Origin of the sequence: Streptomyces sp. NPDC052052 (assembly GCF_040680455.1) — a bacterium.
In the GTDB taxonomy this organism is placed as follows: Bacteria; Actinomycetota; Actinomycetes; order Streptomycetales; family Streptomycetaceae; genus Streptomyces.
The window spans coordinates 187,633-203,003 of the sequence record NZ_JBFAWU010000009.1 but is presented as its reverse complement, the minus strand read 5'-3'; the positions used below and the strand labels follow the sequence as shown (position 1 = coordinate 203,003).

Annotated in this window: 13 protein-coding genes; 5 read left to right on the top strand and 8 right to left on the bottom strand. The window is 71.6% G+C overall.

The annotated features are described in order from the left end of the window. Nucleotides 1–42: 42 nt before the first annotated feature. The gene (locus tag AB0L71_RS13570; protein ID WP_365241977.1) at nt 43–633 is read right to left on the bottom strand and encodes a hypothetical protein; all 591 of its coding nucleotides are present in this window, start codon (nt 631–633) and stop codon (nt 43–45) included. 424 nt (nt 634–1,057) lie between these two features. Here AB0L71_RS13570 and asnB point away from each other — a divergent pair, with 424 nt between their 5' ends. After that, on the top strand, nt 1,058–2,905 hold the full coding sequence (asnB, locus tag AB0L71_RS13565) for an asparagine synthase (glutamine-hydrolyzing) (protein WP_365241975.1): 1,848 nt from the start codon (nt 1,058–1,060) through the stop codon (nt 2,903–2,905). Nucleotides 2,906–3,284: 379 nt separating this feature from the next. On the opposite strand, the gene AB0L71_RS13560 is transcribed toward asnB, so the two are convergent. Then, nucleotides 3,285–4,886: an MDR family MFS transporter gene (locus AB0L71_RS13560; protein WP_365241973.1), complete on the bottom strand. Its 1,602-nt coding sequence runs from the start codon at nt 4,884–4,886 to the stop codon at nt 3,285–3,287. Nucleotides 4,887–5,129: 243 nt separating this feature from the next. Between AB0L71_RS13560 and AB0L71_RS13555 the strand changes: the two genes are divergently transcribed. Further along, nucleotides 5,130–5,717: a helix-turn-helix domain-containing protein gene (locus AB0L71_RS13555; protein ID WP_365241971.1), complete on the top strand. Its 588-nt coding sequence runs from the start codon at nt 5,130–5,132 to the stop codon at nt 5,715–5,717. A 171-nt stretch (nt 5,718–5,888) separates the two neighbouring features. Here AB0L71_RS13555 and AB0L71_RS13550 read toward each other — a convergent pair whose 3' ends face one another. Then, on the bottom strand, nt 5,889–6,221 hold the full coding sequence (locus AB0L71_RS13550) for a DUF6204 family protein (RefSeq protein WP_365241969.1): 333 nt from the start codon (nt 6,219–6,221) through the stop codon (nt 5,889–5,891). Nucleotides 6,222–6,457: 236 nt separating this feature from the next. Here AB0L71_RS13550 and AB0L71_RS13545 point away from each other — a divergent pair, with 236 nt between their 5' ends. After that, nucleotides 6,458–8,428, top strand: coding sequence for a DUF5107 domain-containing protein (locus tag AB0L71_RS13545; RefSeq protein ID WP_365241967.1), 1,971 nt, complete (start codon nt 6,458–6,460; stop codon nt 8,426–8,428). Nucleotides 8,429–8,495: 67 nt separating this feature from the next. Here the strand turns inward: AB0L71_RS13545 and AB0L71_RS13540 are convergent, their stop codons facing one another. The 3 genes from AB0L71_RS13540 to AB0L71_RS13530 form a co-directional block, all read right to left on the bottom strand. Beyond that, a complete protein-coding gene (locus tag AB0L71_RS13540; RefSeq protein ID WP_365241965.1) occupies nt 8,496–8,849 on the bottom strand; it encodes a VOC family protein in 354 nt (117 codons plus the stop codon). A gap of 24 nt (nt 8,850–8,873) precedes the next feature. Beyond that, entirely contained in the window at nt 8,874–9,683 is an 810-nt protein-coding gene (locus tag AB0L71_RS13535) for a methyltransferase domain-containing protein (RefSeq protein WP_365241963.1), read from the bottom strand. Nucleotides 9,684–9,786: 103 nt separating this feature from the next. Next, a complete protein-coding gene (locus AB0L71_RS13530; RefSeq protein ID WP_365241961.1) occupies nt 9,787–11,292 on the bottom strand; it encodes a phosphatase PAP2 family protein in 1,506 nt (501 codons plus the stop codon). 229 nt (nt 11,293–11,521) lie between these two features. Between AB0L71_RS13530 and AB0L71_RS13525 the strand changes: the two genes are divergently transcribed. Together AB0L71_RS13525 and AB0L71_RS13520 are read left to right on the top strand one after the other, a co-directional pair. Continuing rightward, nucleotides 11,522–12,772: an aminotransferase class I/II-fold pyridoxal phosphate-dependent enzyme gene (locus AB0L71_RS13525; protein ID WP_365241960.1), complete on the top strand. Its 1,251-nt coding sequence runs from the start codon at nt 11,522–11,524 to the stop codon at nt 12,770–12,772. Nucleotides 12,773–12,815: 43 nt separating this feature from the next. Further along, a complete protein-coding gene (locus AB0L71_RS13520) occupies nt 12,816–13,880 on the top strand; it encodes an MBL fold metallo-hydrolase (RefSeq protein WP_365241958.1) in 1,065 nt (354 codons plus the stop codon). Nucleotides 13,881–13,894: 14 nt separating this feature from the next. Here AB0L71_RS13520 and AB0L71_RS13515 read toward each other — a convergent pair whose 3' ends face one another. Together AB0L71_RS13515 and AB0L71_RS13510 are read right to left on the bottom strand one after the other, a co-directional pair. Further along, a complete protein-coding gene (locus tag AB0L71_RS13515; protein ID WP_365241956.1) occupies nt 13,895–14,515 on the bottom strand; it encodes a DedA family protein in 621 nt (206 codons plus the stop codon). After that, complete coding sequence (locus AB0L71_RS13510; RefSeq protein WP_365241954.1) at nt 14,512–15,294, bottom strand: MBL fold metallo-hydrolase; 783 nt, start codon at nt 15,292–15,294, stop codon at nt 14,512–14,514. Before AB0L71_RS13510 ends, AB0L71_RS13515 begins: the two co-directional genes overlap by 4 nt. Between the last annotated feature and the right edge of the window lie 77 nt (nt 15,295–15,371).

The following is a 15,371-nucleotide window of genomic DNA, read 5'->3' as shown; positions in this document are numbered from 1 at the left end:
CTACGAGTCTTCCGTGCGCACCCAGCAACTGCCGCTGTCGTACTAGGAGAAGGTGGGTAACTCCTTGGCGAGGTTGGTCTCGTGGACTTCCAGCCAGTCCCGCAGGTCTCCGCACCTGATGAGGCCCCGGCCCGGGTAATCCACCCGGTAGCCGTTCGCGTTGCCCGGCAGACCCGTCTCCAGGCACTGGGCGGCGTAAGGAAGCGTGAAGGCGATGCCGTGGGAGTTCTCCCGCACCACCTCGCTCTCATGGCTCTGCAGGATCACCGCCGCCGAGTTCGCCCTCGCGGCCAGGTCGTCGGTGCCCGCAGTGAACTCCGCGACGACCGCCGGATCACGTCGGGACGGGGCGTCGAGCTTCTCGAAGCGCTGCATCAGCAGGCGCATGCGGGTGGAGGCCTGGATCAGTTCGCCGTAGCGGGTCACCTGCTCACGCGCCCGGTCCTGGTCCTGTCGGCCGGCCACCTCGTCCCGCGTCGCTTCCAGGACGCTTGCCGCCTGTCTCTCTCCCGTCTCCAGAACGCTCTGCGCCTGGAGATGCCCGGCGATGACCGTGCCGATGACAGCTGCGAGACCGACGTACGTGGGTGCATGGGTCCGAAGGTGGTCGCGCAGTCGCGTGGATACCAACATGCGTTGACCGTTCCCCTCTGGTACGGCGGTTAGGCTCCGGAACGAGTCCTGCCCGTGCATCACTCCCGATGGCCCGGCCGGGCCCGCAGGGTGCACCCCCGTGGCCCATTCCGGGTTGGACAAGTCTTTGCCGGTGGCCGATTCGGCCCCTCTGGCCGACGCCGGTGCCCATTCCGCCCCTTCCATACGGGCAGCGGCGCGCGGCGTCCCGTACAGAAAAGGGCAAGGGACGGCCGAAAACAGCAGGGACCGGCCCGTGCCGATGCAACGCCCGTGTTGACCGTACGCAATCCGCGGCGGAGGCTCGTCATATAGCTGCCGAATACAACTGGTTCCGCCGGGCTCTTGTGCTCGGTGCGCCGCCCACGGGACGGCGCCGTGCGCACGATCACGTCCCGGGCCGGACCCGATCGGGAGGACGCGTATGTGTGGCATCGTCGGCCGGGTCTCCTTCGACCGTGATCTGCGGGCAGCCGAGGAGGTCGCGGCGCTGGACGCGATGACGGAGACCATGGCCTGCCGCGGCCCCGACGACCAGGGGACCTGGATCGCCGCGCACGCGGGGCTCGGACACCGGCGGCTCGCCATCATCGACCTGCCCGGCGGACGCCAGCCCATGACGGTCGGCACCCCCGAGGGGGACATCGCGCTCGTCTACTCCGGCGAGGCGTACAACTTCACCGAACTCCGCACCGAACTCACCACCCGCGGCCATCGTTTCCTCACCGACTCGGACACCGAGGTCGTGCTGCACGGCTATCTGGAGTGGGGCGAGTCCGTCGCCGAACGGCTCAACGGCATGTACGCCTTCGCGCTCTGGGACAGCCGCCACGACAAGCTCGTCATGATCCGCGACCGGATGGGCGTCAAACCCTTCTACTACTGGCCGACACCCGACGGAGTGCTCTTCGGCTCGGAACCCAAAGCCGTCCTCGCCCATCCGGCGGCCCGCCCCCGGGTGACCCTGGACGGGATCCGGGAGCTGTTCGCCCTCGTCAGGAGCCCCGGCCACGCCGTGTGGGACGGCATGTACGAGGTGGAGCCCGGCACCGTGGTCACCGTGGACCGCGGCGGGCTGCACCGGCGCGTCTACTGGCAGCTCGGCACCCGACCGCACCCCGACGACCGGGACACCACGATCGCCCATGTGCGGTCGCTCCTCGACGACATCGTGCGTCGGCAGCTGGTCTCCGACGTACCCCGCTGCGTCCTGCTCTCCGGCGGCCTCGACTCCTCCGCGGTCACCACGCTCGCCGCCCGTCAGCTCGCCCGGACCGGCGAGAAGGTCCGCACCTTCGCCGTCGACTTCGTCGGGCAGACCGAGAACTTCGTCGCCGACGAACTGCGCACCACTCCCGACACCCCGTTCGTGCACGACGTGGCCGAACGGGCGGGCACACTCCACCGCGACATCGTGCTCGACCCGGACACCCTCGCCGACCCCGAGGTCCGCGCCCGCGTGATCCGGGCCAGGGACCTCCCCATGGGCTTCGGCGACATGGACGCCTCGCTGTATCTGCTCTTCCGGGCCATCCGCGAGCACTCGACCGTCGCCCTGTCCGGCGAATCGGCCGACGAGGTCTTCGGCGGCTACCTCCAGTTCTTCGACGAGGATGCCCGCAGGGCCGACACCTTCCCCTGGCTCGTACGGTTCGCCGAGCGCTTCGGCAAGGAAGGCGGCCTGCTCCGCGACGATCTCAAGCAGGCACTCCACCTGGAGACGTACATCCGCGACAGCTACCGCTCCGCTGTCGCCGGGATCGAACGGCTCACCGGCGAGAGCGACTTCGAATTCCGTATGCGCAGGATCTGCCACCTGCATCTGACCCGGTTCGTCCGCGTCCTGCTCGACCGCAAGGACCGTGCCAGCATGGCGGTCGGACTGGAGGTTCGGGTGCCGTTCTGCGACCACCGGCTCGTGGAGTACGTCTACAACACGCCCTGGGCCCTGAAGTCCTTCGACGGCAGGGAGAAGAGCCTGCTCCGCGAGGCGACCGCGGATCTGCTCCCGCGGTCCGTGTACGAGCGGACCAAGAGCCCCTATCCGTCCACCCAGGACCCCAAGTACGCGGCCGCCCTCCAGGGACAGGCCCGTGATCTCCTCGGGCGCCCGGACCACCGGGTCTTCGACCTCATCGACCGCGCCCGGCTGCAACGGGTCGTCGACCACGACGCACCGCGGATCACCTCGGAGTCCCGCCGCGGCCTGGAACGCACCCTGGATCTTGCGATGTGGCTGGATCTGTACGAGCCGGAGGTGGTCCTCGGCTGAGGGCCTGTCGGGTGCCCTCTGGTCGGGTGCGGCCGCCGGCTGTGCGGTGTCACACCGCGCCGGAGCCGCGCCGCCCCTTGTCGCCGTCGACCAGGTGCCGACGGAACTGCGGGACCTCACGGACGAGACGGTGTGGTGGCACGTCTGCCGGGGAGATCAACGCGTGTGCGTGGCCTCGGCGACCAGCAAGCATCAGCTCCGACGGGTTCTTCCCATCGGGGACACGGTCCATCTCGTGGGAACTGTTCCCGGCGACGCGACTCCGAGATGCGGCAGTGCGGTGTGCCGTGACGACCGGCCGGCGTGGACCGACTGGAAGGGCCCCGTACGGCTTTGCCGGCCGTACGGGGCCCTGTGTGACGGCCTGTCGGCCGGTCCGTCAGGTCGTGGTGAGGGCAGGGGAAGGTTCACCCTCGACTGCCTGCGTGTCCGGACCGGCGTTGAAGCCGCGCAGCGGCACGTGCCGGATGAAGAGGGCGATCACGATGCCGACGGCCGCCGCGCCGGCGCCCCAGGCGAAGGCGGTGTCGATCCCGTTGCTGACGGCCTGGGCGAAGGCGTCGCGGACGGTCTCGGGCAGGCCGCGCAGCACCTCCGGAGTCATCTGTGCCAGCGTGCCGGAGTTCGCCGCGTCACCGGAGCCGCCGGCCGCGGAGGCGAAGGAGTCGCTGAGGGTGCTGGTGTAGAGGGCGCCCAGGACGGAGACACCGAGGGAACCGCCCATATTGCGCAGGAACGTGGCGGCGCCGGTGGCGGCGCCGATGTCGCGCAGCGGCGCACTGTTCTGGGCGATGAGCATGGTGGTCTGCATCAGGCAACCCATGCCGGCGCCGAGGACCACCATGTAGAGGGCGGTAACGTTTCGCGAGGTGTCCGGGCCCATCGTGGCGAACAGGCCGAGCCCGACAGCCATCAGCACGCTGCCCAGGATGGGGAGAGCGCGGTAGCGGCCGGTGCGGCTCGTCAAGGCCCCGCCGCCGAGGGAGAACACCATGGCGGCGAGCATCATCGGCATCAGCAGCAGACCGCTGTTGGTCGCCGAGGAGCCCTGTACGTACTGCTGGAACTGCGGCAGCAGCGTCATTCCGCCGAACATGGCGAAGCCGACGACGAAACTGAGGGCGCCGGAGAGGCTGAAGTTGCGGTTGGTGAAGACGGACAGCGGCATGATCGGCTCGGCTGCGCGCCTCTCGACCATGACGAACGCGGCGAAGGCCGCCACGGTCACCACGGCGAGGCCGATGATCACGGCCGAGCCCCAGTCGTACTCGGTGCCGCCCCAGGTGGTGATCAGAACGAGGGTCGTGATCCAGACGGTCAGCAGTGCGGCGCCGGTCCAGTCGATGCGTACCTGCCCGGAGGTGTTGCGGGGCAGTTTGGCCAGCACGAACCAGCAGACGAGCAGGGCGACGGCCCCCAGCGGCAGGTTGACGTAGAAAGCCCAGCGCCAGCTGAGGTGGTCGGTGATGAATCCACCGGCCAGGGGTCCGCCGATCATGGCGACCGGCATGACCGCCATCATCACGCCCTGGTACTTGCTGCGGTCCCGGGGCGGCACGATGTCGGCCAACACGGCCATGACGCCCACCATCAGGCCGCCCGCGCCCAGCCCCTGCAGTGCGCGGAACCCGATCAGTTCGCCCATGTTCTGCGACATCCCGCACAGTGCGGAGCCGATCAGGAAGAAAGCGATGGAGGAGAGGAAGGTGATCCGGCGGCCGAGCAGGTCGCCGAGCTTGCCCCAGATCGGGGTGGCGGCGGTGGAGGCGAGGACATAGCCGGTGGTCACCCAGGCCAGATGGTTCAGGCCGCCGAGGTCGCCCACGATCGTGGGCAGAGCCGGTGCCACGATCATGTTGTCCAGCATGGCCAGGAGCATGGCGATGACCAGGCCGCTCATGGTCAACATGATCTCGCGATGGGTGAAGCGTGACGGCGGGGCCGTCTCGTCGGCTGCCGTTTCCGGCGCGGTGTGCGGCACAGTGCATGCCTTTCAGCGGAAGAGGAGCGCCCGGCGAGCGGAGGGCCGAACGAAAGGGATGGGGCGAAGGCGAGTCTGCTGCGGGAGGAGGGGCGCCTCCGCGGCAGCCGTCGGCGTGGCAGTTACTAACCGGCCGGTAAGTAGATTACTTGCCACCCGGTAAGTTGGCAACTCGAGAGCAGTCCGACGACGATGACCAGGGCGCATGGGGTGCCGAGGCGGTCATGGAAGGAACAGATGGTGATGGCAGGGCGGCGGCGGGGCAGTGACACGAAAGCCGAGATCCGTGAGGTGGCCATCGAGTTGTTCACCGAGCAGGGCTACGAGGCGACGTCCCTGCGGGAGATCGCCGAGCGCCTCGGCATCACCAAGGCCGCCCTCTATTACCACTTCAGCAGCAAGGAAGACATCGTCCGATCGCTCTTCTCCGCGCACCTGGACGCTCTGGATGCCATGGTCGACTGGGCTCGGGAGCAGCCTCCTGGCCCCGACCTGCACAACCGCGCCGTGGACCGGATGGTCGACCTGGTCACCGGGGACGGCCTTCCCGCCATGCGGTTCGCGCTGGCCAACCAGCACGTCGTGCGTGACCTTCACCCCGGCCGGGAGAATGCATTCGAGAAGCTCGCCGAACTCTTCGAGATCCTGACCGGCCCGAACGCCTCCGTGGAAGAGGAACTCCGCCTACGTGCTGCGCTGCTCAGCGTCAATGTGGTGTTGCTGGCAGCGCAGGGGCTGGAGGCATCCGACGCCCAGATCGCCGCGGTGGCGCGAGGTATAGCGCACCTGCTGGTTCCACCGGGTGGGACGCCGAGTACCGAGACGCGATGACCGGCCTGGTCGAGCTGGTCGGCGCCCCGGACTTCGGCTCTGTCGGAGGAACTTCCGGGGATGATCCGGTGTGCAAACCGGTCAGCCGATGACTGCGCCGAAAGGTGGGAAGTCCCTGATCAGGGCGCCTGTGGCAACCACCTGCGCGGTGTCACCTCGCCGCCGCCCCCACTACCCCTTGTAGTTGATCTTCATGGTGTCCAGGTCCGTCACGGTGGACCGCAGGGCGCCATGGCCGTATCCCTGCTCCCGCAGCAGGGCCTCGGCCCGGTCCTCGGCGATCGCCGCCGCCATCTCCTCGCCGTCCTCGGCGTCCGACACGACCACGAACCGGAAGCTGAAGTGCTTGAGCACACGGTCGTACGTCAGCGAGCCCTCCTCGGTGAACCGCATCGCGGTCAGACCGTGCTCGTCCACCTCGGACAGCAGCCGGGCGCGTGCCTCGTCCGTCAGACCGTCCCAGGTGCCGCGCACGATCACGCGGTAGGTGTGCTGCGTGCTCATCGTGTGTCCTGCTCCGCCCGTCGCTCGTGAACCGTCGAGGGCCAAGGATACGGAGGCGGGGGCGGAGCGCATCCGAATATCGCCCGAGCGGTGGCCCCGGGCTGTCTGCCGGTGAATTCCGGCTCTTCTGCCGAAGTCGGAGGGCAGTGCCCCTGGCCGGGCCACTGTCCAGCGTGTTCCATGGTCGTCGGGGGCGCCCGGACCTGCGGCGGCCCGTGTGAGGGAGCGAGGTTGCCTTGGCCACGACCGTACGCCGTACCGTACTGAACATGCCCGCCGCACCACTGGGCCCGGAGAACCCGCTGCCCGCGCTGCGCCCGCTCGACGAGATGCATGTCGTCGACGACCGCGACCGGGCCGCGCTGCCACGCGACATGGCGCGCCAGATCGGCTACGCGCCCCTGGCCACGGTGCTGCCGGTCCGCATGCTCGACGGCTACGGACGCGCACGCACCCCCACCGCGGTGGACGCGATCGTCATCGAGGACGACCGGCTGCGGGCCACCGTCCTGCCCGGACTCGGCGGGCGCGTCCACTCCCTCCACCACAAGCCGACGGGGCGCGAACTCCTCTACACCAACCCCGTCCTGCAGCCCGCCGACTTCGCGCTCAACGGCGCCTGGTTCTCCGGCGGCATCGAGTGGAACATCGGTGCCACAGGCCACTCCACACTGTCCTGCGCGCCGGTGCACGCCGCGCGGGTGCCCGCACCCGACGGCGGTGAGATGCTCCGCCTCTGGGAGTGGGAGCGGCTGCGCGACCTGCCGTTCCAGGTGGATCTCTGGCTGCCCGAGGACTCCGACTTCCTCCACGTCGGGGTGCGGATACGCAACCCGCACGAACACACCGTCCCGGTCTACTGGTGGTCCAACATCGCCGTCCCCGAGGGCGAGCGCACCCGTGTGCTGGCCCCGGCCGACGAGGCCTGGCACTTCGGCTACGAGCGGACCCTGACCCGGGTCCCCGTCCCCGGGACCGACGGCGTCGACCGCACCTACCCGCTGCGCAGCGAGTTCCCCGCCGACTACTTCTACGAGGTGCCCGACGGCGCCCGCCGCTGGATCGCCTCCCTCGACGAGGGCGGCCACGGGCTCGTCCAGACGTCGACCGATCTGCTGCGTGGCCGGAAGCTGTTCCTGTGGGGCAGCGGCCCGGGCGGCCGACGCTGGCAGGACTGGCTCACCGAGCCCGGCACCACCGGCTACGCCGAGATCCAGGCCGGACTCGCTCGTACCCAGCTGGAACACGTTCCGCTGGAACCGGGCGCGGAGTTCAGCTGGTTGGAGGCGTACGGGCCGCTGAGCGCCGACCCCACTGCCGTGCACGGCGGCGACTGGGCCGCGGCCCGGGCCGAGGTCGAGCACCGCCTCGCCACCGCCCTGCCGCGCGTCGATGTCGACGCGGCGTACGAGGCCTGGCGCCCGCACGCCGACACCGAGCCGGTCGAGTCGCTCGCCACCGGTTCCGGCTGGGGCGCCCTCGAGGTCCGGCGCGGCGCCCACCGGCTTCCCGGCACCCCGTTCGACGCGTCGACCCTCGGCGAACAGCAGGCGCCCTGGCTGGAGTTGCTGGACCAGGGTGTCCTCCCCGAACCGCGCGAGGTGACGTGGCCCGGGCCCTCCCTGGTCTCCCCGTACTGGCGCGACATGCTGGAGACCGCTTCCGCCGACCCGCTCACGGAGTACCACCTCGGTGTCGCCCAGTGGCACGCCGGCGACCGCGCCCAGGCGGTCCGCAGCTGGGAACGCGGGCTGGCGATCGCCCCGTCGCGCTGGCCGCTGCTGCGCTGCCTCGCCGTCGCGGCCGGGGAGAGCGGCCAGCGCGACCGGGCGGCCGATCTCTACGCCGAGGCGTTCGACGGCCTGTGCGCGGAACGCGACGACGACGGTGACGCCTGGGTGCCCGTCACGGCGGCGCTCGGCCGCGAGGCGATGGAGGCCCTGCTGGCCGCGAAGCGTCCCGAGGCGGCGCGAGCGGTGTGGGCCGCCCTGGGGTCGGTGGTCCAGGGGCGCGGTCGTTTCCGCCTGCTGGAGGCCCGGCTGCTGATCGCCGAAGGGGAACGGGGGGCCGCCCGGGCCGTGTTCGACGAGGGCTTCGAGGTCGCGGATCTGCGCGAGGGTGCGGAGATCCTGGACGAGGTGTGGGCCGAGCTCACCGACGAGCCGTTGCCCGCCCGCTACAACTACCGGATGCGTCCGAGGGATTGACGACGGCGCCCGGCCCGCGCCTCGGCTCGGTGGGCGCGGGGCGGGTGATACGGGCCGGGGGCGCGGTTCAGGCGGCCGCCCTCCGGTCGACGTACTCGAAGACGGAACCGTCCGGATGTATCGCGATCAGATTGCGGCCCGCCGGTGTCGGCACCGGCCCCGCCAGGATCCGGGCGCCGACCCGGGTGAGCGAGGCATGGGCCTCGTCGACGTCCTTGACCGCGATCGTCGCCGTCACCTTGCGCAGGATCTCCAGCTCCGATTCCGGGCCACTCATCAGCAGGAAGCAGCTGACCGCGGCGACCGAGACACCGCCGCGCTCGAAGCGCAGCGCCGAACTGCCCGTGAGGTCCTCGTAGAAGGCCGCCGCGGTGTCGAGGTCGTCGACGCAGATGCGGAGCGTGGTTCCCAGAATGTCCATGCGCGCAAGGGTAGTTGGCGGTACTCAGGCCCGGCAGAGCACCTCACCGTGCGGGACCATGAACCAGGCGTCCTCGTGGGTGCCCCACGCGCGCCAGGCCGCGGCGATCGCGGTCAGCTCCTCGGTGCTCGCCTGACCACCGTTCACAGCCCGCTCCGCGTAGGCCGATCCCACCGTGCGGTCCGCCCACAGTCCGCTCCACCAGGCGCGGCTCTCGGGCGTGGCGTAACACCAGCTGGCGGCGGTCGGGGTGATGTCGGTGAACCCGGCCCGCAGCGCCCAGGAGAGCAGTCGGCGTCCCGCGTCCGGCTCCCCGCCGTTGGCGCGGGCGACCCGGCCGTACAGGTTCTGCCAGGCGTCCATGCCCGGGATCTCCGGATACCAGGTCATCGCCGCGTAGTCGCTGTCGCGGGCCGCGACGATCCCGCCGGGACGGCAGACGCGTCGCATCTCGCGCAGTGCCTGCACCGGGTCACCCACGTGCTGGAGCACCTGATGGGCATGGACGACATCGAAGGAGTCGTCGGGGAAGTCCAGGGAGTTGACGTCTCCGGTGGTGAACTCGACGTTGTCCAGGCCGCGTTCGGTCACGACATCGGCCGCCTGGTCCAGGATCTCCCGGGAGGTGTCGATGCCGGTCACCCGGCCGGGGGCGACCAGTGCGGCCAGATCCGCGGTGATGGTGCCGGGCCCGCAGCCGACGTCCAGCACGCTCATACCGGGACGGAGCCCCTCGATCAGATAGGCCGCCGAGTTGGCTGCGGTGCGCCAGCGGTGCGAGCGCAGTACCGACTCGTGATGGCCGTGGGTGTACACGGCGGTCTCTTTCGGCATGGCCGTGGTTCCTCTCTCGCGGATCGGCCCGGTCGCGCCGACCGGTGGGGCCACGCTACGCCCTGATTCCGCATCATGAGATATGCGTCTTGCTATATGGACCTCATGTCATCGGGCAGTACACCGTCAGCGCCCTGGGGAGCTTGTCGACCGTCAACTCCTCCTGGCTGTAGGCCACCTCACCGTCGTACGCATACGGTGTGCCGGGCTTCAGCCCGGTGATGCGCATCGTCCGTCGCTGCCCTGCCGCGTGCACGGGGGAGCGGGTCAGCGGTCCCGCGACGGCGGACAGCAGCAGTCGTGCGCCAGGGGTGCGTCCGCCGTGCACCACCCGTACGTCCAGCAGACCGTCCGCGAGATCGTGCCGACGGCCGGGCGCCGGACCCACCGGTTGGAACAGTCCGTTGCCCACGAACAGCAGCCACAGCGGGCGCCGCCGCCCCTCCAGTCCGATCTCCAGCGGACGTTGGCCGCGCAGCGCCTCCCAGGCCGCGACCAGGCCGGCCGGCCAACTGCCGATCCGCGGTGTCCAGTGCTCACGGGTCCGTACGAGTTCCGGGTAGACGCCCAGACTCAACGCGTTGAGGAAGTGGCCGTCCGGGCCCCCGGGTCCCTCCGGACCGGGCCGGAAGCGGCCGAGGTCCACCTGCACCGCATCACCGGCCGTCAGCGCGGTGCACACGTCGTCGATGGTCTCGATGCCCAGGTCGTACGCGAAGTGGTTCATCGTCCCACCGGGGAAGACGGCGAGCGGCAGACCGTGCGCGGCGGCGACCGCCGCGGCCCCGTTGACGGTGCCGTCCCCACCGCAGACCCCCAGCGCCCGGCCCCGTCCCGCCGCCTCCTCCAGCGCGGCCGACACGTCCTCGGGGGCGCACTCCACGACCTCGGCGCCCGGCAGCGCGTCCCGGACCAGGTCGGCTGTCGCGGTTGCCGTGCCCGACGCGCGGTTGACGACGACCACCAGTCCCCGGCCGCCCGGCAGGGCCGGTGCGCGGCCGCGCCGGCCACCCGGTGCCGGAAGCTGTCCACGGGTCGGCACGACCCCCCGCAGTGCGAACGCGGCCCCCGCTCCGAGTGCCGCACCGGCCAGCACATCACTCGGGTAGTGGACTCCGGTGTACACGCGGGAGGCGGCAACGGACAGGGCGAGCGGCGCGACGGCCGCGCCCCAGCCCTTCGATTCCAGCGCGACGCCGGTGGCGAAGGCCGCGGCGGACGCGGCGTGCCCGGAGGGGAAGGACGTGGTGAACGGCTGGCGCTTGAGCTGGCGCATGACCGGCACGATGTCCAGCAGCGGACGCTCCCTGCGCACCGCACCCTTGCCGAGGGTGTTGATGACGGCCGATGCCAGGGCCAGTGAGGCGGTCCCGCGCAGGGCGGCCCGCCGGGCACGGGCGTTGCCGCCCAGCACGGCCAGCCCCGCGGCGGTCGCGAACCACAGCAGCCCGTGATCGGCGCTGCGGCTGAGCCGTGGGAGCACCGGCTGAGCGGCCGGCCAGTTCCGGTGGGCCAGGCTGCGGAACACGGCGAGGTCGAGGCGGTGCAGTCGGCTGCGCAGTGTGCTGGGCGAGGGGGCGGTGAACGGGCTTCGTCGTGGTGCGGACATGGGACAGCGCATACCCGCGCCCCGCCGTGCGATACCAGGGGGTGCGAGCGCACCGGCCGGCCCGGGCGCGATCTCGTCACCCGTTCGGCCTCCCGGGCGGCCCCGCCGCGTCGCGGGCGCGTCCCCGGGCGGTCCGGTTGAGCGGGCGCGGCCGGACGAACCCTCGTATAAAGGGGCCTGGGCGCGGGGCGACGGCCCACGCGACGGGGCGGCGGCGAAGGAGGCCCGGATGGCGCGGGAGCAGACCGGGCGGACCGTGCACGGTGCGGGTCGTGCGCAGGAGGGCCACGGCCCCGTCCGGTACGGGCCGCCCGCCCTGGATCCAGGTCTGCCCGTCCTGCCCGAGTCGGCCGAGGTGCTCGCCGCCGCGGCCGCCCGCGGCGTGCCCGAACCGATGGGTGGCGGCGGTGCCCTGCGCGAGGCCGCGACGGGCTACTGGGCACGGCGCGGACTGCACGGCAGCCCGGAGAACGTCGTTGCCGCTCCGGGCGCCCCGCCGCTGCTGCTCGCACTGCTCGCCGCCCATGGCGGCGACGTGCTCATGCCGCGCCCCTGCGCGGCCACCTGGATCCCGCAGGCCCGGTTGCTCGGCCGGCCCGCCTACCCCGTGCCGACCCCCGCCGAATGCGGCGGAGTGCCCGACCCGTACGCCCTGCTGGAGACCGTGCGCAGAGTGCGGGCCGAGGGTGGCAGGCCCCGGTTGCTGCTGGTCTCCGTCGTCGACGACCCGACCGCCACCGTCGCCCCGCCGGAACTCGTGAGCGAGGCCTGCGAGGCCGCGGTCGGCGAAGGCCTGCACATCGTCAGCGACGAGACCTGGCGCGACACCCTGCACCGGCCGCGCGACACGGTCCTGCTCAGCCCGGCCGAGATGTTCCCCGACGACGTCACCGTCGTCTGCGACCTCGCCGGTGCCCTGGCGCCGTCCGCCTGGCCGGTCGCGGTCGCCCGGTTCCCGGACACCGAGCGGGCGGCGACGCGTCGGGCCCGTACGCTCGACGTCCTCACCGCGCTCGGCGCGCACGTCGCGGGTCCGGTCGCCGCGACCGCCGCCCATGTGCTGCGTGAACCGGCTGCCGTCACGGACCGGGTCCGCCGGTCGGCCGCGCTCCAGGCGCAGGTCGCGGCGGCGGCCCACCGCGCGGTCCTCTCGGCGGGCGCGCTGGCCAGGCCCCCGCAGGCCGGTCGCCATCTCTACGCCGACCTCGGACCGCTCAGGGCCCGCCTCGCGAGCCGAGGCGTCACGGACTCCCTGGAACTGGAGGAGTACCTGACGGAGCGTCTCGGCGCCCCGGCGCCCGGCGGTCACCGGTTCGGCGACGAACTGGGGGCGCTGCGCGTGCGGCTGGGTACGGGAACGCTCCTCGGGTCCACGCCGGAACAGCAACTGGCCTCCCTCGCCGCGGCGAAACCCCTCGAATTGCCGCATGTGGCGCGAGCCCTGAGCATGTTCGGTGCAGCCCTTGACGAATTGCGATGAACCCGGACATATATGGTCCGAGCTCCGAGACGGGAGTCTCTCGATGACGGAAGAGTGCCCCGGCACCGGGACCGCGCCCGCGCACCCGTACCCGTACCCGCACGGCGAGGTCGTCGCACCGCGTCCGCTCGGCGAGGTCCGGCTCTGGCCCAAGAGTTTCACCGACCGGCTCACCGTGCCGCTACCGAGTGTCATGAACCTGTCGCGCTTGGTGCGCGATCGCGCCCTGCGGCCCGGCGCCGAGGGGCTGCGCGGCATACATCGGCTCCCGTACGCCCCCGAACCCCTGCCCGACACCCCGGCCGGCACCACGTCCGTGACCTGGGCCGGACACGCCAGCTGGATCGTGCGCACCGGCGGGCTGACCATCCTCACCGACCCGGTCTGGTCCCGCCGCATCCTGGGCACCCCGGCCAGGATCACCCCGGTCGGCGTCCGCTGGGAGGACCTGCCGCCCATCGACGCCGTCGTGATCAGCCACAACCACTACGACCATCTCGACGCCCCCACCCTGCGCAGACTGCCCAGGGACACCCCGATGTTCGTCCCCGCCGGGCTCGGCCGCTGGTGCCGTCGCCGCCGCTTCACCTGCGTCACCGAACTCGACTGGTGGGAATCGGCGCAGCTGCGCGGCGTCCGCTTCGACTTCGTGCCCGCCCACCACTGGTCCAAGCGGACCCTCACCGACACCTGCCGCTCCCTGTGGGGCGGCTGGATCATCGGCACCGCCGGCCGCGACGGACAGCGGATCCACTTCGCCGGCGACACCGGGTACGGGCACTGGTTCGGCGAGATCGGCCGCCGGTACCCCGGCATCGACCTGACCCTCATGCCGATCGGGGCCTACGAACCGCGCTGGTGGCTCGGGGACGTGCACACCGATCCGGAAGAGGCCGTGCAGGCGTACCAGGACCTCGGTGCCCGTGCGATGGCGCCGATGCACTGGGCCACCTTCCTCCTCTCGGCGGAGCCGGTCCTCGAACCGCTGACCCGGCTGCGTACCGCCTGGCAGCAGGCCGGACACCCGCGTGAGCGGCTCTGGGACCTGCCGATCGGCGGCTCCCGCGTCCTGGAACCGGAACCGGAACCGCGCCCGCTCGGCGGCTGACCCGCGTCGCGTGATCAGTGACCGAACCGGGCCCGCATCCTGCGCCACACCGCGGGCGACCCGCTGATCAGCAGGGTCAGCCCCACCGCCGCGACGACCCCCTCCCACGGTTCCGGGAAGAGCGAACCGCCCAGGATGCCGATCAACTGGTACGTCGCCGCCCAGGCCAGACACGCCGGCACATCCCCGCGGGCGAACCGGCGCAGCGGCATCCTGCCCAGCAGACAGGCCAGCATCACCGGAATCCGCCCCGCCGGCACCAGCCTCGACAGGACCAGCACCACCCCGCCGTTCTCGTCCAGCTTCCGCTGCGCCTGCGCCAGCCGTTCCGGAGCCGCCCGGTCGCTGATCGCCCGCAGCCACTTCGAACCGTTCTTCGACGCCACACCGCGCCGGCCAAGCCAGTACAGGCAGATGTCGCCGAGGAACGCCGCGGCCGACGCCACCCCGAAGACGATCAGCAGCGAGAACGGCGACGACTGATGCAGCGCCACCACCGCGGCCGAACTCACCAGCGCCCCCGTGGGCACCACCGGTACCAGCGAGCCCAGCGACACCAACAGGAACAGGGACGGGTATCCGACCGCCTGCTGCGTCGACTCCGGGGGCAGTTGTCTCACGACCTCCTGGATCACGCGGCGGCCTCCGGCCGCACACGTTCGCCGTGGGACAGACGGTGCACCGCCACCTCCGGCGCCAGCAGCGCCGCCTTGCGGACGAACTCGTCACCGGGCGAGTGGAACTCGTGCGGCCTGACCCCGTCCATGCCGATCGGCCAGTACGTGCCGTAGTGCACCGGAACGGCCGACCGCGGCGCCAGCCGGGCCAGCGCCTGGCTCGCCCGGCCCGGGTCCAGATGGCTGTGCCCCAGATTCGGTCCCCAGCCGCCCACCGGCAGCAGCGCCACATCCACCGGGCCGACCGCCTGGGCCATCTCGTCGAAGAGGCCGGTGTCCCCGGCGAAGTACGTCCGCGCCTCGCCCTCGACCACATAACCGAGCGCGGGGGAGCGGTGCGGACCCATCGGCAGGCGCCTGCCGTCGTGCAGGGCGGGAACCGCGCGGATCCGCACCTCGCCGATCCGGACCGTGTCGCCCGCCGCCACCTCGGTGATCCGCAGGCCGTGCGCCGAGCCCATCGCCCGAAGCCGCGGCACCGAGCGCACCGCGCCCACCGGGACGACCAGCCGGGTGCCGGGGGCGAGCCGGGCCAGCGACGGCAGATGCAGATGGTCGGAGTGCAGATGCGAGACGAGCACCACATCGGCGACCGCGGCCTCGGGGCCGGGCAGCGCCCCGCGGCGGCGGCGCAGATGCGCGAAGCGCCGTACGAAGAGCGGATCGGTCAGTACCCGGATCCCGGAGTCCTCGATCGTGCACGTGGCATGACCCCACCAGGTGACTTCCACCGGCACGCGGCGCCTCCTCGTTCCCGGGTTCCTTGTTCCGGTGTCTTCGGTTACGGCATCGAGCCTAAGGGCTGTCCCCGGAT